The sequence below is a fragment of the Pseudomonas sp. SDO5215_S409 genome, assembly GCF_054071325.1.
Window position 1 is genome coordinate 24,001 of sequence record NZ_JBSVWN010000016.1, and the last position, 20,728, is coordinate 44,728.

The 20,728-nt window shown below is 65.4% G+C and carries 1 protein-coding gene; it reads right to left on the bottom strand.

All coding sequences use genetic code 11. From position 1 onward, the window contains the following. Window positions 1–20 precede the first annotated feature (20 nt). Window positions 21–20,720: a non-ribosomal peptide synthase/polyketide synthase gene (locus ACW9H9_RS11135; RefSeq protein ID WP_457374535.1), complete on the bottom strand. Its 20,700-nt coding sequence runs from the start codon at window positions 20,718–20,720 to the stop codon at window positions 21–23. Between the last annotated feature and the right edge of the window lie 8 nt (window positions 20,721–20,728).

The window sequence follows — 20,728 nt, forward strand, 5'->3', positions numbered from 1 at the left end:
CCCGGCGTCTGTTCAAGGGTTCAAATTACGGCAACAGGTTGCGCCAGCGCGTCGACCAGCCCTTGCAGGACGTCTTCGACACGCGGCACCTCAAAGTGACCACAGGCCAACACGTGCCCTTCGACCGGCTGGCCAAGCTGGCTAGCCAAGCGCGCCGCCTCCTCGCCACGGCCCGCGGTCCACCAGCACTCGGGGCTGACGGCCAAGGGTTCGCACGCGGTCAGTTGCAGCGACAGCCGCTTGAGGTGACGGGCCACACGGAACACCTGCGCCAGTTCATCGGCGCCGAAGCCTGCGCGATCCGTGATTGCGCCTTCGCGCGCCAGCGCCTCGCCGAGCAACTGGCGCACGTTGCCAGGCGTCTCCAGGCCGCCCACCTGCAGGTACGGCGTCAGGCTCGAGCGCGTCACGCCGACGAACTCGCGCAAGTCGGCCTGCCAGTCATCCACGCCCGTGTGCGGTTCACCCGGCACATACGTGTCCAACAGGCCCAGACACTCCACGGCCTCCCCTTCGCGCTGCAACTGCGCACTCATCAGTGCGGCCAACGTGCCGCCCAACGACCAGCCCACCAGGTAATAAGGCCCCTCGGGCTGCTGCTGGCGCAGGTAGCCGACGTAATCGCGGGCCATTTGTGACAGCGACTCGTCCTGCCACTGGGGGTCGAGCACCATGCGCGACTGGATCGCGACCACTTGCCGTTCACCGGCCAAGGCGCGGGCCAGCGGCTCGTAGTCGAACACCGTGCCAAACCCGGCATGCACGCAGAACAGCGGCGCACGCCCCGCCACGGCCAGGCTGAGGGCCAGCAACGGCGAGCCCTGCACGGCGGCGTGGGTGGCGGTCAACTCGCCAATCGTGGGTTTTTGCATCAGGTCGCGCAGTTTCAGGTTCAGGCCCTGGGCTTTCAGGGCGCGGGAGCGGGCGATCAATTGCAAGCTGAGGATCGAATCGCCCCCCAGTTCGAAGAAATTGTCATCCAGCCCGACGCGTTCCACGTTCAACAAGCCTTGCCAGATCACCGCCAACGCCTTTTGCACCTCGGTCACCGGCGCGACATACGCGCCAGTGGCCACGGCGGCAGACGGCTGCGGCAGTGCCTGGCGGTCGAGCTTGCCATTGGGGGTCAACGGCAGCTGGTCCAGGCACATCAGGTGCGCAGGCACCATGTAGTCCGGCAACACCTGTTGCAATTGCTCGCGCAAACGCTGCACCAGGCCTTGTTCGGCCCCCGCATCGACGGCGGTCACGTAACCCAAAAGCTGTTTGCCGCTGCCCGCGTCGCGGGCGATTACCACCGCTTCGCGCACTTGGGCACAGTCTTTGAGGCGTGCCTCGATCTCGCCCAGCTCGATACGGAAACCACGGATCTTGACCTGCTGGTCGATACGGCCCAGGTAGTCGGCCGTGTCATCGGCGCGCAGGCGCACCAGGTCGCCGGAGCGGTACAGGCGCCCGCCCGTTTGGCTGTACGGGTCGGGCACGAAACGCTCGGCGGTCAGCGCGGCGCGGTTCAGGTAGCCACGGGCCAGGCCTTCGCCGCCCAGGTACAGCTCACCGGACACGCCGTTGGGCAACAGGTTGAGGTCCATGTCCAGCACCTGCACGCTGCGGTTGCCGACGCGTGTGCCGATCGGCGCGTAAGCCGCCCCGCAGCTGTCCGCCGGGCCGGCTTTCCAGATCAGTGGCGTGACCACCGTTTCGGTCGGGCCGTAACCGTTGATGATGAACTGTGGACGCAAGGCGCGCTGGGCCAGCTCCAGACTGGCCTGCGGCACTGCATCCCCGCCAAAGCAGTAGATGCGGACCGGCGGCGGGTTGCCGTCGCGTTCGGCCTGTTCGGCCAGCTGTTGCAGGTACACCGGCGGGAACGCCGCCACGGTCACGCCGTAGGCATGCAAGGCGGCGTAGGTCTGCTCCGGGGTCCACAGGCTGTCATCGCGCACCAGCAAGCGGGCGCCATGGGTCAGGGCCGTCAGCCAGCGTTCATGCGCGCCGTCGAAGGCAAACGACATGAAGTGCAATTCGCAGTCAGCCGGGCTCATGGCATAGCGCTCGCCAATGGCGCTGCAATGCATGGCCAACGGGCCGTGGCTGACCGCAACGCCCTTGGGCTGCCCGGTGGAGCCGGAGGTGTAGATCACGTACGCGAGGGTGTCGCGGTGGACCTGCACCGCCGGGGCCGTGTCGGCAAAATCGTCGAGCACCAGGCGGTCGAGTTCCAGCACCTGCACCTGGGCCGGGATCGGCAGTTGAGTGCGCAGTCGCTGTTCGGTCAACAGCAAGGCAATGCCTGAGTCTTGCATCATGTAGGCCAGGCGCTCGGCCGGGTAGCTGGCGTCCAGCGGCACATAGGCGCCGCCGGCCTTGAGCACCGCCAGCAACGCGACAATCATCGCCTCACTGCGCGCCAGCGCCACACCCACCCGCACCTCCGGGCCCACACCTTCAAGGATCAAGGCCCGCGCCAGGCGATTGGCCTGCGCCTCCAGCGCGCCAAACGTCAGCTGGCGCTCGGCAAACAGCACCGCTGGCGCCTCCTGGTGGGCCTGGGCCCATTGGCTGATGCGCTGATGCACCCACACCGGCTCCTCCACCGCCTCTTGCACCCAGGCGGCGGGCGGCAGAACGCCCGGCAGGCCGATGGCGCCCAGGCGTTGCTCCGCGTCACTGGCAAGGCGCTGGATCAGGCCTTCCATATGACCGCGAATGCCCTCCACCACCGCCTCGTCAAAGTGCTCTTGCAGGTACATGTACTCGATCACCAGGCCGTCTTCGAGCGTGACCATCAGGTCCATCGGGAAGTCGGTCAAACCGGCGCTGGAGGCATCGCCAAATTCCAGGCTGGTGTCTTGCCAGGCGCGCAAGGCCTGATCGATAGGCTGGTTTTCGAACACGATGATGCTGTCGAACAAGGCCTGCCCGGCCTTGCCCGCCCAACGCTGGATATCGGCCAGCGGCGTGTACTCGCGTTCACGCATGTCCAGGTTGTAGGCCTGCAATTGGCGCAACCACTCGCCCACGCCCTGCTGGGGCGCGAGGTCCTGGATCACCGGCAAGGTGTTGATGAACAGGCCCATGATGCGCTCGGAGCCCGGCAGGCTGGCTGCCCGGCCCGACACCGTGGCACCGAACGCGACACTGCGCTGGCCGCTGTAGCGGCTGAGCAACAGCAGCCAGGCAGCCTGCACCAGGGTGTTCAGCGTCACCTGCTGACTTTGCGCAAACCCTTTGAAGGCCTCGGTGGTCGCCGCGTCGAAGCGGCTGTACAGCGCCTTGTGGCCCTTGCCCCGGCGCACGCCCGACACGGTGTCGGCCAGGTACGTCGGCTGGTCGAGCACGGCCAGTTGCTGGCGCCAGAACTGCTCGCCCGCCTGGGCATCCTGGCGTTGCAGCCAGGCGATGTAATGCTGGTACGGCAGCGCCGGTGCCAGCGGCTGGCCGGAGTATTCGGCCAGCACTTCGCCGATCAACTGCGAAAGGCTCCAACCGTCGATGAGGAGGTGATGGTAGGTCCACACCAGTTGGTGGCTGTCGTCGTCCAGGCGCACCAGCACAATGCGCTGCAACGGCGGCTGGTCCAGGTCGAACCCTTGCTGACGTTCAGCCGCCGCCAAGGCCTGCAAGCGCTGCTCGACGTCGGCTTCGCCACGCCAGTCCAGTACTTGCAGCGGCACGTCCAGCTGGTCCATGACAAATTGCAGCGGCTGCTCCAGGTCTTGCCACACAAAGCCGGTGCGCAGGATCGGGTGACGGGCAAACGCCACCGCCCAGGCCTGCTTGAACCGCTGCGCCTGCAAGCCCTTGACCGGCAGGCACAACTGGTTGACGTACAGCTCGGCGTCCGGCGCATTGAGGCCCAGGAACAACATGCCCTGCTGCATCGGTGACAACGGATACAGCTGCTGCACCCTGCCCAGCGGAATCGGCAAGGCCTGGACCTGTTCGGGGCTGAGGCTGTGCAATACCGCATCGGCGGCGGGCAGCACGGGCGCCTCGCCCCCTTCAAGGCCGGTAACACGCAGCGCCAGCGCCCGGACGGTCGGCGCCTGGAACAGGTCCTTGGGGCTCAACCCCAACCCGGCCTCGCGGGCCCGGCTGACCACCTGAATGGAGACGATGGAATCGCCGCCCAAGGCGAAGAAGTTGTCGGTGACACCGACTTGCTCCAGCCCCAACACGGCCTGCCAGATACCCGCCAAGGTCTGTTCAGTGGCGGTGTGCGCCGCCACAAAGGCTTCCCGCGTGTGCTCCGGCGCAGGCAGGGCCTTGCGGTCCAGCTTGCCGTTGGCCGACAGCGGCAGGCTGGGCAGCATCACCCATTGGCTCGGCACCATGTAGTCCGGCAGGCAAGTGTGCAGGTATTCGCTCAAGGCTTGGCTGTCGGCGGACTCCGGCACCACGTAGGCCACCAGGTGTTTGCCGTCACGCGCAACGACCACCGCCTCGCGCACGGTGTCATGTTCCAGCAGGCGCGCTTCGATTTCGCCCAGCTCAATGCGCAGGCCGCGGATCTTCACTTGGTGGTCGATACGTCCCGCGTATTCGATCACGCCGTTGTCGCGGTAGCGTGCCAGGTCGCCGGTGCGGTACAGGCGCTCACCAGCCACGAACGGGCTGGCCACAAAACGCTCGGCGGTCAGCGCCGGGCGGCGGTGGTAACCGCGTGCCAGGCCGATACCGGCCAGGTACAACTCGCCCACCACACCGGCTGGCAGCGGTTCAAGGCTGCTGTCGAGAATGTAGGTGGCGAGGTTGGCGATAGGTTGGCCGATGGGCACGCTGTCGCGGCCCTCTTCAAGGCAAGTCCAGGCGGTGACGTCAATCGCGGCTTCCGTTGGGCCGTACAGGTTGTAGAGCCCAGCGTCCGGCAGCTTGGCAAACACTTGCTGCTGAATATCTACCGCCAGCGCTTCACCGCTGCACACGATGCGCTTGAGGCTGGCACAGCGGCTGACGGATTCATCCTGCAAAAACGCCTGCAACATCGACGGCACGAAGTGCAGCGTGGTGATCTGTTCCTCGGTGATCAACGCCACCAGCTTGGCCGGGTCGCGATGATCGCCAGGCGCAGCTACCACCAGACGGGCACCGGTCATCAGCGGCCAGAAGAACTCCCATACCGACACGTCAAAACTGAACGGCGTTTTTTGCAGGACGCTGTCTTGAGCATCCAAACCGTAGGCTTCTTGCATCCAGCACAGGCGGTTCATCAGCGCGACATGGCGGTTGCCAGCGCCTTTGGGTTTGCCGGTAGAGCCGGAGGTGTAGATGACGTAGGCGAGGTTTTCGCCGGTCAATGCCACTGACGGGTTGGCGCTGCTGTAGCCCGACAACCAGTCATGTTCAGGGTCCAGCACCACACTGCGAATGCCTTCGGGCACGGCAAGACGCTCTTGCAGGGCCCGTTGAGTCAGCAACAGTTCAATGCCGCTGTCCTCAAACATGTAGCTCAGACGGTCCTGCGGATAGTCCGGGTCCAGCGGCACATAGGCACCGCCTGCCTTGAGCACCGCCACCAGTGCGACGACCATTTCAATCGAACGCTCAGCCGAAACGCCCACCAACACATCCGGCCCAACGCCCTGCTCCATCAAATAATGAGCCAGCCGGTTAGCCCGCTCATTCAGCTCGCGATAGCTCAGACGCTCGGCACCAAAGACCAGCGCCTGCGCATCCGGCGTCTTCTCGACCTGTGCCTCAATCCGCTGCTGCACGGTGAGCTGCAACGGATAATCCACCGCCGTGGCGTTCCAGTCCTCCACCAGCACCTGACGCGCCGCCGCTGGCAATAGGTCGATTTCTCCCAACCGGGTCTGGGCGTCCAGGCATCCAAGGACCGTGAGCAAGCCTGTCGCCAGTTGCTCGATAGCGGTTTGACTGAAACTGGCCTGGTCAAAACTCAAATGCACCGACAGGCACTCGCCCATGTTCACCAACACCGTCAGCGGGTAGTTGGTGTGTTCATGGTTGATCACCGCGCCAAAGCTCAGCCCGCCCGTCGCGCCCTGCTCCAGCGCTTCGGACACCGGGTAGTTTTCAAACACCAGGATGTTGTCGAACAGCGCCTCGCCGCCCTGCCCGGCCCAGCGCTGGATATCGAACAGCGGCGTGTGTTCCTGCTCGCGCAGCGCCACGTTGTGCGCCTGCAACTGCCCCAGCCAGTCGCCAAGGCGCTGCTCGGGTTGCGGGCTGGCCACCACCGGCAAGGTGTTGATGAACAGGCCGATCTGCTGCTCCACCCCCACAAGCTCCGCCGGGCGCCCCGACACCGTGGCGCCAAAGGCCACGGTGGGTTGGCCGGTGTAGCGTTGCAGCAACACCAGCCACGCGCCCTGCACCAGGGTGTTGAGGGTGACTTTTTGTGCCCGGGCAAACTCGCCCAGGCGGCGCGTGAACGCGCTGTCCAGCACCCGCACATGCTCGGCATGCCCGACACCTGGGCGCTCGCCCACCTGGCTCAGGCTGTGCGCCAGGCGGGTCGGCGCTTGCAGCGGCGCCAGTTGCTGCCGCCAGAAGGCCTCGCTGGCCGCGCGGTCCTGGCGTTGCAGCCAGGCGATGTAGTCGTGGTAACGACCAGCCAGCGCAGGCACCGGCACGCCGCTGTAGCGCTGCAACACTTCGCCGAACAACTGTGCATTACTCCAGCCGTCCAGCAGGATGTGGTGGTTGGTGTAGATCAGGTGATACGCCTCGTCGCCGGTCTGCACCAGCGTCAACCGCAGCAACGGCGGTTGCTCAAGGTCGAACGGACGGTTGCGTTGCGCTTGCGCCAGTTCCAGCAGGGCATTGTCCAGCCCCTGCCCGCCGCGCCAGTCGTGCACGCTCAGCGGCACCGACGCCTGCTGGTGCACCACCTGCACCGGCTGCTCGAACGCGCCTTGCCAGAGGAAGCCGGTGCGCAAAATGGCGTGCTCATCCAGCACCGCCTGCCAGGCCGCGCGGAAGCGCTCCACGTCCAGGCCCTGCACGTCCACCCGCAGTTGGTTGATATACGCCCCGCTGGCCTCTTCGTACACGCTGTGAAACAGCATGCCGTGCTGCATCGGCGACAACGGGTAAATGTCGGCCACAGCACTGGCCGGCAGCGGCAGGCGATCCAATTGGCCCTGGCTCAGTGGCGCCAGCGGGAAGTCCGACGGCGTCACCGCGCTGTGCTGGCCGTCGCAGCAATGGGCGATCAACGCACTCAGTTCACAGGCGTAGTCGTCCGCCAGCGCCTGGATTGTCGCGGGGTCGAACATGGCCTGGCTGAACGTCCAGCTCAGGCTCAATTCACCGCCATACACCTGGCTGTTGAGGGTCAACCAGTTGGCCAGGTCGGCCTCGCGGCTCTGCTCGGCACCGGCCGATTCGGCAGCCGGGACCAACAAGGCCTGCTCATCGAACTGGCTGTCGAACTGCCCCAGGTAGTTGAAGGTGATGCGCGGCATCGCTTGCCCGCGCAAGGCGTCCTGGCTGGCAGCGTCGCCCAGGTAACGCAGCGCGCCAAAGCCAATGCCTTTGTTCGGGATCGCACGCAGTTGTTCCTTGACCGCCTTGATCGACGCGTCCAACGCGTCGGCCGCCTGCAAACGTACCGGGAACAGGCTGGTGAACCAGCCCACGGTGCGAGTCAGGTCCAGGTCATCGGACAGTTCTTCGCGGCCATGGCCTTCCAGGGCAATGTTCACCCCGGGCTGGCCGGTCCAGCGGCTGATCACCCGCGCCAGTGCGGTCAACAGCAAATCGTTGACCTGGGTACGGTAGGCCGCCGGGGCCTGTTGCAATAGCTGACGGGTGAGGCTGGCATTGAGCGGCGTCTGGATCGTCACGGCGTGACGGTTCTGCAACGACCCGCCCGGGTGGTCGCACGCCAGCGTGTCGGTGCCTTGCAACTGCGCCAGCCAGAACGGCAACTCGGCCTGCACCGCGGTGCTGCGGGCGTAACCCTGCAAGTGACGGGCCCAGTGGCTGAACGCGCTGGTCTTGGCGGGCAGGCGGGTGCCGGGGCGTTGGTAAGCGCTTTGCAGGTCTTCGAGCAACACGCGCCAGGACACACCGTCCACCACCAGGTGATGGATGATCAACAGCAGGCGCTGGGTGCCGTCGGCCAAGGTGACCAATAGCGCACGCAGCAGGGGCCCTGCTTGCAGGTCCAGACTGCGCTGGGCCTCGAGGCCGACCTCGGCCAGGTCTTGCGACGCGTCCAGGCTCACTTGCCACAGCAGCGCAGGGGCTGTCTGCTGCGCATCAAAATGCGCGGCCCAGCCGTTGGCCTGCTCGGTAAAGCGCAGGCGCAGGGCATCGTGATGCGCCCACACCGCCGCCAAAGCACGCTCCAGAACAACGCCGTCCAGGGGCTGACGCGGCTTGAGCAGCACGGACTGGTTCCAGTGATGGCGCTCGCAGGTCACCTCATCAAAGAAGGCCTGTTGCATCGGCAGCAACAGGCTTTCGCCGGTCACCGGGCCCTGGTCGATCACCAACGCCTGGGCACCGGTTTTGACCACCGTTGCCAGGCTCTGCACGGTCGGGTGCTGGAACAGGTCCTTGGGCGTGAAACGCAGGCCCGCTTGACGGGCCCGGCTGACCACTTGGATCGACACAATCGAATCGCCGCCCAGGGCGAAGAAGTTGTCGGTGACGCCGACTTGCTCCAGCCCCAACACGGCTTGCCAGATGCCCGCCAAGGTCTGTTCAGTGGCGGTTTGAGCCGCCACAAAGGCTTCCCGCGTTTGCTCCGGCGCAGGCAGGGCCTTGCGGTCCAGCTTGCCGTTGGCCGACAACGGCAGGTTGGGCAGCGTCACCCATTGGCTCGGCACCATGTAGTCCGGCAGGCAAGTGTGCAGGTATTCGCTCAAGGCTTGGCTGTCGGCGGACTCCGGCACCACGTAGGCCACCAGGTGTTTGCCGTCACGCGCAACGACCACGGCCTCGCGCACGTCGTCATGCTCCAGCAGACGCGCTTCGATTTCACCCAACTCGATGCGCAGGCCACGGATCTTCACCTGGTGGTCGATACGCCCGGCGTATTCGATCACACCGTTATCGCGGTAGCGCGCCAAGTCGCCGGTGCGGTACAGGCGCTCACCAGCCACGAACGGGCTGGCCACAAAACGCTCGGCGGTCAGCGCCGGGCGGCGGTGGTAACCGCGTGCCAGGCCGATACCGGCCAGGTACAACTCGCCCACCACACCGGCTGGCAGCGGTTCAAGGCTGCTGTCGAGAATGTAGGTAGCGAGGTTGGCGATAGGTTGGCCGATGGGCACGCTGTCGCGGCCTTCTTCAAGGCAAGTCCAAACGGTGACGTCAATCGCAGCTTCCGTCGGGCCGTACAGGTTGTACAGTCCGGCATCCGGCAGCTTGACGAATACCTGCTGCTGAATATCCACGGCCAGCGCTTCACCACTGCACACGATGCGCTTGAGGCTGGCACAGCGGCTGACGGATTCATCCTGCAAAAACGCCTGCAACATCGACGGCACGAAGTGCAGCGTGGTGATCTGTTCCTCGGTGATCAACGCCACCAGCTTGGCCGGGTCGCGATGATCGCCGGGCGCAGCCACCACCAGACGGGCACCGGTCATCAGCGGCCAGAAAAACTCCCACACCGACACGTCAAAACTGAACGGCGTTTTTTGCAGGACGCTGTCGTCGGCGTCCAAACCGTAGGCTTCTTGCATCCAGCACAGGCGGTTCATCAGCGCCACATGGCGGTTACCTGCGCCTTTGGGTTTGCCGGTGGAGCCGGAGGTGTAGATGACGTAGGCGAGGTTTTCGCCAGTCAACGTTACCGAGGGGTTGGCGCTGCTGTAGTTCGCCAGCCAGTCATGCTCAGGGTCCAGTACCACACTGCGGATGCCTGCCGGTATGGCAAGACGCTCCTCTAGCGCACGTTGAGTCAGCAACAGTTCAATGCCGCTGTCCTCAAACATGTAGCTCAAGCGGTCCTGCGGATAATCCGGATCCAGCGGCACATAAGCACCGCCTGCTTTAAGGATGGCAACCAGCGCCACGACCATTTCAATCGAACGCTCAGCCGAAACGCCCACCAACACATCCGGCCCAACACCCTGCTCCATCAAATAATGAGCCAGCCGGTTGGCCCGCTCATTCAGCTCGCGATAGCTCAAACGCTCGGCACCAAACACCAGCGCCTGCGCATCCGGCGTCTTCTCGACCTGTGCCTCGATCCGCTGCTGCACAGTAAGCTGCAACGGGTAATCCACCGCCGTGGCATTCCAATCCTCCACCAGCACCTGACGCGCCGCCACCGGCAGCAACGCCACCGCCCCCAGCACCTGCTCGGCAGAATCCGCCAGACGCAGCAACAGGGTTTCCAGGCCCGCCGCCAGCCCCTCGATGGCACTGCTGTTGAATTGGGCCTTGACGTAACTGAACTGGAACGCCAGTTGCTCGCCCACGTTCACCAGCAACGTCAACGGGTAGTTGGTGCGTTCATGGCTGTGCACCGCGCCAAAGCTCAGTTCGGCGGGCTCGCTGTGTTGCAGCGCCTCGGACACCGGGTAGTTTTCAAACACCAGGATGTTGTCGAACAGCGCCTCGCCGCCCTGCCCGGCCCAACGCTGGATGTCGAACAGCGGGGTGTGTTCGTACTCGCGCAGCGCCAGGTTCTGCGCCTGCACGGCTTGTAGCCAGTGGGCGACGGTGTACTCGGGCTGCGGGCTGGCGATGACCGGCAAGGTGTTGATGAACAGGCCGATCTGCTGCTCGATGCCCTTGAGCTGCGTCGGGCGGCCCGACACGGTGGCGCCGAACGCCACGGCCGACTGCCCCACATGGCGTTGCAACAGCAACAGCCAGGCGGCCTGGACTAGGGTGTTGAGGGTTACTTTGTTGACGCGGGCAAAATCCGCCAGGCGCCGGGTGTGCGTGCGGTCCAGGGTCAGGAAGTGATCGCCGTGGCCGGACACGCCTGCCTGCGCGTGATAAGCCAGCGCAGGAGCCAGGCGCGTCGGTTCTTGCAGCGGCGCCAGTTGCGTGCGCCAGAACTGCTCGGCGGCGTGCGCATCCTGGGCCTGCAACCAGCCGATGTAGTCCTTGTAGCGCCCGGGCGGGCTCGCAGGCGCCTGCCCGCTGTAGCGTTGCAGCACTTCGCCGAGCAATTGCGAACTGCTCCAGCCGTCCATCAACAGGTGGTGGCTGGTGAAAATCAGGTGATGGGTGTCGGCCCCGGTCTGCACCACATGCAGGTGCAGCAACGGCGCCTGGGCCAGCTCAAAGCCTTGTTCGCACTGCGTGGCCGCCAGTTGGTCGAGGGCCGCGTGCACGTCCTCAACGCCTTGCCAGTCCTGCAGGGCATACGGCAATGCAACGTGCTTGAACACCACTTGGGCCGGTTGCTCAAGCTCGCCCTGCCAGACGAACCCGCTGCGCAGGCTGTCATGGGCGTCCAGCGCCGCTTGCCAGGCCTGCTGGAAACGCTGCGGGTCGAGCCCGCGCACGTCAAGGCGCATCTGGTTGATGTAGTTGGCGCTGTGCGGCTCATACAACGAGTGGAACAACATGCCCTGCTGCATGGGCGACAGCGGGTAGATATCTTCGATGTCGGCGACCGCCACGGGCAACGCGTCCAGCTGTGCCTGGCCCAGGCGTGCCAGCGGGAAGTCCGACGGCGTCACGCCGCGCGCCTGGCTGCAATGCTCGATCAGCGCGCTCAGTTCCTGCTGCAGCTCGACCGCCAGGCGCTCGATCGTGGCGGGCTCAAACATGTGAGTGCTGAAGCGCCAGTCCAGGCTCAATTCCCCGGCGTACACCTGGCCATTGAGGGTCAGCCAGTTGCCCAGCGGGGCCTCGGGGCTGTGTTCGGCACCGGCCTCTTCACTGGCCGGGGCGAACAACGCGCCCTCGGCCTCGTCAAAACTGGCGTCGAACTGCCCCAGGTAGTTGAAGGTGATGCGCGGTGTGGGCAGGGCCTGCATCGCCTGGCGGGTGGCGTCGCTGCCCAGGTAACGCAGCGCGCCAAAACCGATCCCCTTGTTGGGGATGCTGCGCAGTTGCTCCTTGATCGACTTGATCGAGTCGCCCAACGCCAGCGCGGGCGTGAGGTTGACCGCAAACAGGCTGGTGAACCAGCCGACGGTGCGGGTCAGGTCGATGTCGTCGAACAGCTCTTCGCGGCCATGCCCTTCCATTTGCACCAGCGTCGAGGCATGCCCTGTCCAGCGGCAGATCACTCGGGCCAGTGCCGTCAGCAGCAAGTCGTTGACCTGGGTGCGGTAGGCCGCCGGGGCGGTCTGCAACAGCTGCCGGGTGAGGTGGCTGTCCAGGCGGGTCTGCACGGTGTGGGCATACCGGCTTTGCAGCCCGGCATTGGCGTGGTCGCACGGCAACTGCGCCACGCCGTGCGCCAGGTGGGCCTGCCAGAACGGCAGTTCGGCTTCCAGCGCCGGGCCCTGGGCATGCGCATGCAGGCGTTCGGTCCAGGCCTTGAAGGCGCTGGTTTTGGCGGGCAACTGCAACGGCTGGCCGGCTTCCAGCTGGCGGTAGCCGCGCTGCAGGTCTTCCAGCAGGATGCGCCAGGACACGCCATCGACCACCAGGTGATGGATCACCAGCAACAGGCGTTGCGAGCCGTCAGCCAGCGTCGCCAGCACGGCGCGCAGTACCACACCGGCCGACAGGTCCAGCGACCGCTGGGCGCTCTCGCCCACGGCCAGCAGCGCCTCGTCATCGGCGACGTCCACTTGCCACAGCAACGGCGTGTCGGGCCGTTGCGCCAGCGGCAGGTACGTCGCGGCGGCACCCGGGGCAAAGGCCATGCGCAAGGCATCGTGGTGCGCCAGCAAGGCGTCCAATACCTGTGCCAGGTGTTGCGCGTGCAGGGTATTGAACGGCTTGAGCAGGACCGACTGGTTCCAGTGGTCACGCTCGGGAATGGCTTGCTCAAAGAACACGTGCTGCACCGGCGACAAGGCGGCTTCACCCGTCACCGGGCCCTGGTCGATCGACACGCGCCGGTCGTCGGTACTGGCCACTAGCGCCAGGCTGTGCACGGTCTGGTACTGGAATAGGTCCTTGGGCGTGAAATGGATCCCGGCCAAGCGGGCGCGGCTGACCACCTGGATGGAGATGATCGAGTCGCCGCCCAGCTCGAAGAAGTTGTCGTGCAGGCCGACTTGCTCCAGATGCAGGACTTCCTGCCAGATCGACGCAATCTGGCGCTCCCGCTCACTTTGCGGGGCCTGATAGCTGGCCTGGGAACCGCCCGCTTCGGGTTTGGGCAGGGCCTTGCGGTCGAGCTTGCCGTTGGGGGTCAGGGGAAAGGCGGCCAACACCAGCACGTGAGCCGGCACCATAAAGCCCGGCAGCACCTGCTTGAGCTGGGTCTTGATCGCGGCGGGCAGGTGCACGTCGTGCTGCTGCGCAGGGTCGCTCGGCACCACGTACGCCACCAGTTGCTGGCCACTCGGGCCGGGCTGCGCCACCACCACCGCTTCGCGTACGGCGGGCTGGTCTTGCAGGCGCGCTTCGACTTCACCGAGTTCCACACGGAAACCGCGGATTTTCACCTGGTGGTCGATACGGCCGATGTAGTCGGTGGTGCCGTCGGCGCGTTGGCGCACTAGGTCACCGGAGCGATACAGGCGCCCGCCGGGCGCGCCGAACGGGTCCGGCACAAAGCGTTCGGCGGTCATCGCGGGCCGGTTCAGGTAACCGCGCGCCAGCCCGGTGCCGCCCAGGTACAGCTCGCCGCCCAGGCCTTGGGACAGCGGGTTGGCCTGGTCGTCCAGCACGTAGGTGCTGCGATCGCCGATGCGGCTGCCGATGGGCGCATAGGCCGCGCCGCAGTCAACGTCTGGCCCGGCTTTCCAGATCAGCGGGGTCACCACGGTTTCGGTGGGGCCGTAGCCGTTGATGATGTATTGCGCACGCAGGGCCCGCTTGGCCAGCTCGAAACTGGCCTGGGGCACCGCATCACCGCCAAAGCAGTAGATGCGCACCGGCGGCGGGTTGCCGTCGCGTTCGGCGTGCTCGGCCAGTTGTTGCAGGTACACCGGCGGGAATGCCGCCACCGTGACACCGTGGCGGTGCATGGCGGTGTAGGTCTGTTCGGGGCTCCACAAGCTGTCATCACGCAACAGCAGGCGCCCGCCGTGCGTCAACGCGGTGAGCCAGCGCTCGTGGGCGCCGTCAAAGGCGAACGACATGAAATGCAGCTCGCAGTCGTCTGCCGTCATGGCGTAGCGCTCGCCAATCGCCTGGCAATGCATGGACAGCGGACCGTGCGCCACACTCACGCCCTTGGGCTGGCCGGTGGAGCCGGAGGTGTAGATCACATACGCCAGGTTGTCCGGATGCAGGTCGACCACGGGCGCGGTGTCGGGCCAATGGCTGAAGTCCATGCGGTCCAGTTCCAGCGCATGCAGGCCCGCGGTTTTCGGCAACTGGGCCGAGAGGCTCGAGTGGGTCAGCAGCAGCGCGACGCCGGAGTCTTGCATCAGGTACGCCAGGCGTTCCTCGGGGTAGCTGGCATCCAGCGGCACGTAGGCACCGCCGGCCTTGAGCACGCCAAGCAGGGCCACCATCAAGGCTTCGCCCCGGGGCATGGCCACGGCCACGCGGACCTCGGGGCCCACGCCTTCGGCGATCAGCGCGTGCGCCAGGCGGTTGGCCTGGCGGTTCAGGTGCGCGTAGGTAAAGGTCGTCTCGCCGGTGATCAGCGCGACCGCATCTGGCGCCTGCGCGGCGATGCGTTCATGCACATAAGGCTGCACGGCATACGGCTGTGGCGTGTTGAGCGCCTGCAACTGTGTCCACTCCTGCGCGGTCAGCAGTTGCAGCGCGCCGGTCGGCTGGTACACCGCACGGCTGAACTGCTCGAGCAGGTGCAACAGCTGCGCGTTGAGCCGCGCAATGGCCGATGCGGCAAAGGCTTGGCGGGCGTAGCCGTAGTGCAGCGTCAGGCGGTCTTCGAGCATCACACCGATCGTCAGCGGGTAGCTGGTCTGTTCCTGGGTGTGCACGTCACCGAAGCGCGGCCCGCTGCCCGGCCCTTGTTGCAGGGCGTCGGAGATCGGGTAGTTTTCAAACACCAGAATGCTGTCGAACAGCGCTTCGCCCCCCTGCCCGGCCCAGCGCTGAATGTCGAACAGCGGCGTGTGTTCCTGCTCGCGCAGCGCCAGGTTCAGCGCCTGCACGGTCTGCAACCACTGCCCCACTGTCTGCGTGGGCGCACTGCCGGCGATCACCGGCAGCGTGTTGATGAACAGGCCGATCTGCTGCTCGATGCCTTCAAGGGACGACGGGCGACCCGACACCGTGGCGCCAAAGGCCACCGTGGCCTGGCCGGTGTAGCGCTGCAACAGCAACAGCCAGGCACTTTGCACCAGGGTGTTGACGGTGACTTTTTGCTCACGCGCAAACGCGTTCAAGCGTGCAGTGGCGGCGCTGTCCAGCACGTGCACCAACTCCGCGTGCCCCTGGGCCTCGGGATCGCCGCCCGCCAGGCTGCCAACGAGCCGGGTCGGCGACTCGAGCGTGGCCAGTTGCGCGGTCCAGAACGCCTCGCTGGCCGCGCGGTCGCGGTCGTTGAGCCAGGCGATGTAATCGCGGTAGCGGCCTGCCGATTGCGGCACCGGCTGCCCGGCGTAGCGTTGCAGCACCTCGCCGAACAACTGCGCGGTGCTCCAGCCGTCCAGCAGGATGTGATGGTGGGTGAAGACCAGATGATGACAGGCGTCCCCCGTCTGGATCAGGCACAGGCGCAACAACGGCGCGCGATCCAGCGCAAAGCCTTCATTGCGTTGCGCCTGGGCCAGCTCGTCGAGGGCGGCGGCGAGGTCATCGCGGCCTCTCCAGTCCAGGGTGTGCAGCGCCAAGCTGACGTGCCGGGCGATCACCTGCACTGGCTGCTCAAAGACGCCCTGCCACAGGAACGCACTGCGCAGGCTTTCGTGGGCCGCCACGGCTGCTTGCCAGGCGGCCAGGAAACGGGCGCTGTCGAGTGTCTGGACATCCACGCGCAACTGGTTGATGTAGTCCACGCCCTGCTGGTCGTACAGGCTGTGAAACAGCATGCCCTGCTGCATGGGCGACAGCGGGTAAATGTCCTCGATCTCGCGCAGCGGGAACGGCAATGCATCGAGCTGCGCCTGCGACAGACCGGCCAGCGGGAAGTCCGAAGGCGTCACGCCGCTGTGGGCCAGGTCGCAACAATGCGTCACCAGCGCCGTCAGTTGCACGGCGTAGTCATCGGCCAGCTGTTGCACCGTGGCGTCGCTGAACATTTCGCGGCTGAAAGTCCACTCCAGGCTCAGTTCGCCGCCATACACCTGGCCATTCACGGTCAGCCAGTTACCCAGCGGCGCCTCGGCGCTCTGCTCGGCGCCCGAAGGTTCGCTGGCGGGCACAAACAATGCCGTCTCGTCGAACTGGCTGTCGAACTGCCCCAGGTAGTTGAAGGTAACGCGCGGCACCGGCAACTGCGCCAGTGCGGCGCGCTCAGCCGGCCCCGCCAGGTAACGCAACAGGCCATAACCGAGGCCCTTTTGCGGCACACCACGCAGTTGTTCCTTGATCGCTTTCAATGACTGGGCAGGTTCGGCCGCCGGTGTCAGGCGTACCGGAAACAGGCTGGTGAACCACCCCACGGTGCGGCTCAGGTCAAACGATTCCAGCAGGTCTTCGCGGCCATGGCCTTCCAGCTGAATGACGCTGGAGGTCGCGCCGGTCCAGGTGCACAGCACCTGCGCCAGCGCCGTCAACAGCAGGTCATTGACCTGGGTGCGGTAGGCGGCCGGGGCGTCTTGCAGCAGTTGACGAGTGAGGTGGGCGTCCAGGCGCGTCACCACGGTGGCCGCATGCCGGTTTTGCAGGCCGCCTGCCGGGTTGTCGCACGGCAGGTCATGGGGGGTGTCGCCCAGGGTCTGCTGCCAGTAAGCCAACTGCCCTTGCACGGCCTCGTCGGTCGCGTAGTGCCGCAGGCCCTCGGCCCAGGCCTTGAAGGCGCTGGTTTTAGGCGCCAGCTTGACGGTGCGCGCCGACGCCAATTGTTCATAAGCGCTTTGCAGGTCCTCCAGCAGGATGCGCCAGGACACGCCGTCGACCACCAGGTGATGAATCGCCAACAGCACGCGCTGGCTGCCATCGGCCATCTGCACCAGCAACGCCCGCAGCAGCGGGCCTTGTTGCAGGTCCAGCGATTGCTGGGCCTCGTTGCAGCGCGCCTGCAATTGCGCCTCATCGGCGGCGTCGGCCTGCCACAGCAACGGCTGCACCTGGCCCACCGGGCGGTGCGTGGCCTGGCCTTGCGCGGTAAAGCTCAAGCGCAGGGCATCGTGATGGACGACCAGGGCCTGCAAGGCTTGCTCCAGGCGAGCCGGGTCCACACGCAGGGCCGACGTGAGCAATAACGACTGGTTCCACTGCCCGCGCTCGGGGATCGGGGTTTCAAAGAACCACTGCTGGAACGCCAGCAACGGCGTGTCGCCAGTGACCGGGCCCTGGTCGATCTGCACACCGGCGCCCCATTGGGCAACCCGCGCCAGGCCCTGAATGGTCTGGTACTGGAAGACATCCTTGGGGGTTAGCACAATCCCCGCCTGGCGAGCGCGGCTGACCACCTGGATCGACACGATCGAGTCGCCGCCCAAGGCAAAGAAGTTATCGGTGACGCCGACCTGATCGCGCTTGAGCACGTCCTGCCAGATTTGAGCGATTTGCTGCTCCATCTCGCTCACGGGCGCCACGTGCACAGCGCTCTGCTGGCCCGCGTCCGGCACCGGCAATGCCTTGCGGTCCAGCTTGCCGTTGGGGCTCAGCGGCATCTGCTCCAGCAGCACGATAACGGCGGGCACCATGTAGTCGGGCAGCGCTTGCAGCAAATGGTTTTGCAGCACACCCAGGTAATCGCCTTCGCCGAATGAGGCGTGGGCAGGCACCACATAGCCCACCAGGTGCTTGCCGTCACGCGCGATGACCACCGCCTCGCGCACCGCGTCATGTTCCAGCAGGCGCGCTTCGATTTCGCCCAACTCGATGCGTAGGCCGCGGATCTTCACTTGGTGGTCGATACGTCCCGCGTATTCGATCACGCCGTTGTCGCGGTAGCGTGCCAGGTCGCCGGTGCGGTACAGGCGCTCACCAGCCACGAACGGGCTGGCCACAAAACGCTCGGCGGTCAGCGCCGGGCGGCGGTGGTAACCGCGTGCCAGGCCGATACCGGCCAGGTACAACTCGCCCACCACACCGGCTGGCAGCGGTTCAAGGCTGCTGTCGAGAATATAGGTGGCGAGGTTGGCGATGGGTTGGCCGATGGGCACGCTATCGCGGCCTTCTTCGACACAGGTCCAAGCGGTGACGTCAATCGCAGCTTCCGTCGGGCCGTACAGGTTGTAGAGCCCAGCGTCCGGCAGTTTGGCGAATACCTGCTGCTGAATATCCACCGCCAGCGCTTCACCGCTGCATACGATGCGCTTGAGGCTGGCACAACGGCTGACGGAGTCGTCCTGCAAGAAGGCCTGCAACATCGACGGCACAAAGTGCAGCGTGGTGATCTGTTCCTCGGTGATCAATGCCACCAGCTTGGCCGGATCGCGATGATCGCCAGGCGCGGCTACCACCAGACGGGCACCGGTCATCAGCGGCCAGAAGAACTCCCATACCGACACGTCAAAACTGAACGGCGTTTTTTGCAGGACGCTGTCGTCGGCATCCAAACCGTACGCTTCTTGCATCCAGCACAGGCGGTTCATCAGCGCCACATGGCGGTTACCTGCGCCTTTGGGTTTGCCGGTGGAGCCGGAGGTGTAGATGACGTAGGCGAGGTTTTCGCCGGTCAACGTTACCGAGGGGTTGGCACTGCTGTAGCCCGCCAGCCAGTCATGCTCAGGGTCCAGCACCACACTGCGAATGCCTGCCGGTACGGCAAGACGCTCCTCTAGCGCACGTTGAGTCAGCAGCAATTCGATGCCGCTGTCTTCAAACATGTAGCTCAGACGGTCCTGCGGATAGTCCGGGTCCAGCGGCACATAAGCACCGCCTGCCTTAAGGACAGCCACCAAGGCCACAACCATTTCAATCGAACGCTCAGCAGAGACACCCACCAGCACATCCGGCCCAACGCCCTGCTCCATCAGGTAATGAGCCAGCCGGTTGGCCCGCTCATTCAGCTCGCGATAACTCAGACGCTCGGCACCAAACACCAATGCCTGCGCATCCGGCGTCTTCTCGACCTGTGCCTCGATCCGCTGCTGCACAGTAAGCTGCAACGGATAATCCACCGCCGTAGCGTTCCAGCCTTCGACCAGCACGTGCCGCTCGTGGGCGGCCAGCATCGAAAGGGACTCCAGGCTTTGCGCAGGCGCCGCCAGCATGCCGTCGAGCAGCGTCAGCCAGTGCCCGGCCATGCGCTCGATGGTGGCAGCCTCGAACAAGTCCGAGGCGTAGGTGAACCCGGCGCAAAGGCCGCCGCTGTATTCGACCGTATTGAGGGTCAGGTCAAATTGCGCCGAATGGCTTGCCCACTCCACGCCTTGCACCACCAGCCCCGGCAGTTGCAGGGCGGTGGCTTGGCGCGCTTCGGCCTGGTGGTTGAACATCACCTGGAACAGCGGGTTGCGGCTCAGGCTGCGCTCGGGTTGCAGCACGTCCACCAGTTGCTCGAAAGGCAAGTCCTGATGGGCCTGGGCATCCAGCGCGCATTGACGCACCTGTTGCAATAACTGGCTGACGCTGGCGCGGCTGTCTATTTGGGTACGCAGCACCTGGGTGTTGACCAGAAAGCCGATCAGACGCTCGGTTTCGGCGCGGCTGCGGTTGGCAATCGGCACGCCGACGCGAATATCCGACTGGCCGCTGTAGCGCTGCAGCAGCAGCTGGAACGAGGCCAGCAGCGCCACGAACACCGTCACGTTTTCAGCCTGGGCCACGCGCTTGAGCCGTTCCAGGCGCTCGGCGCCCAGCTCGACCTGCACCGACGCCCCGGCAAAGCTTTGCACCGCAGGCCGTGGATGGTCGGTGGGCAGCTCCAGCACCGGCTGCTCACCGCCCAATTGCACTTGCCAATAGGCCAGCTGGCGCTCGCGCTCACCGGCTTCCATCCAGTGCCGTTGCCACAACGCGTAGTCGGCGTATTGCACCGGCAGCGGCGGCAAGCTTGCATCGCGCCCGTCGCTGAACGCTGCGTAGAGTTGCACCAACTCATTGACCATCACTTGCAGCGACGCCCCGTCGCTGATGCTGTGGTGCAACACCAGCACCAGCACATGCGCGTCGGCCGCCAGGCGCAGCAGGCGTGCACGCATCAAGGGCCCTTGGGCCAGGTCGAACGGCTGGGCGATTTCGGCCTCGACCCACGCGCGCAGGCCTGCCTCGCCCTGCTCGGCCCATCGGGTTTCACAAGGCTCGGCCTGCAAGGGCGCAAACCCCGGCGTGCCGATGTGTTGCACAACCCCGTCACCCGCTTGAACAAAGGTGGTGCGCAGGCTTTCGTGGCAGGCCACCAGCGCCGCCAGGCTGTTGTTCAAGGCATCAAGGTTCAGGTGGCCGTCAAGGCGCAGGGCTTTGGACAAGTTATAAGCAGCGCTATGGGGTTCCAGTTGCCACAAAAACCACTGGCGCTGCTGGGCGTATGAAAGCAGCAGGGGCTCGTCGGCATCGCGCTTGAAGATAGGCGCGACACCAAACAAGTTAATGCCCTTTTGCTTGAGCAGGACGGCCAGCGCCTTCCTTTCTTTCGCAGAAAGCGCCCCTACCGACTCGATTAACTTTTGCACGCCATAGC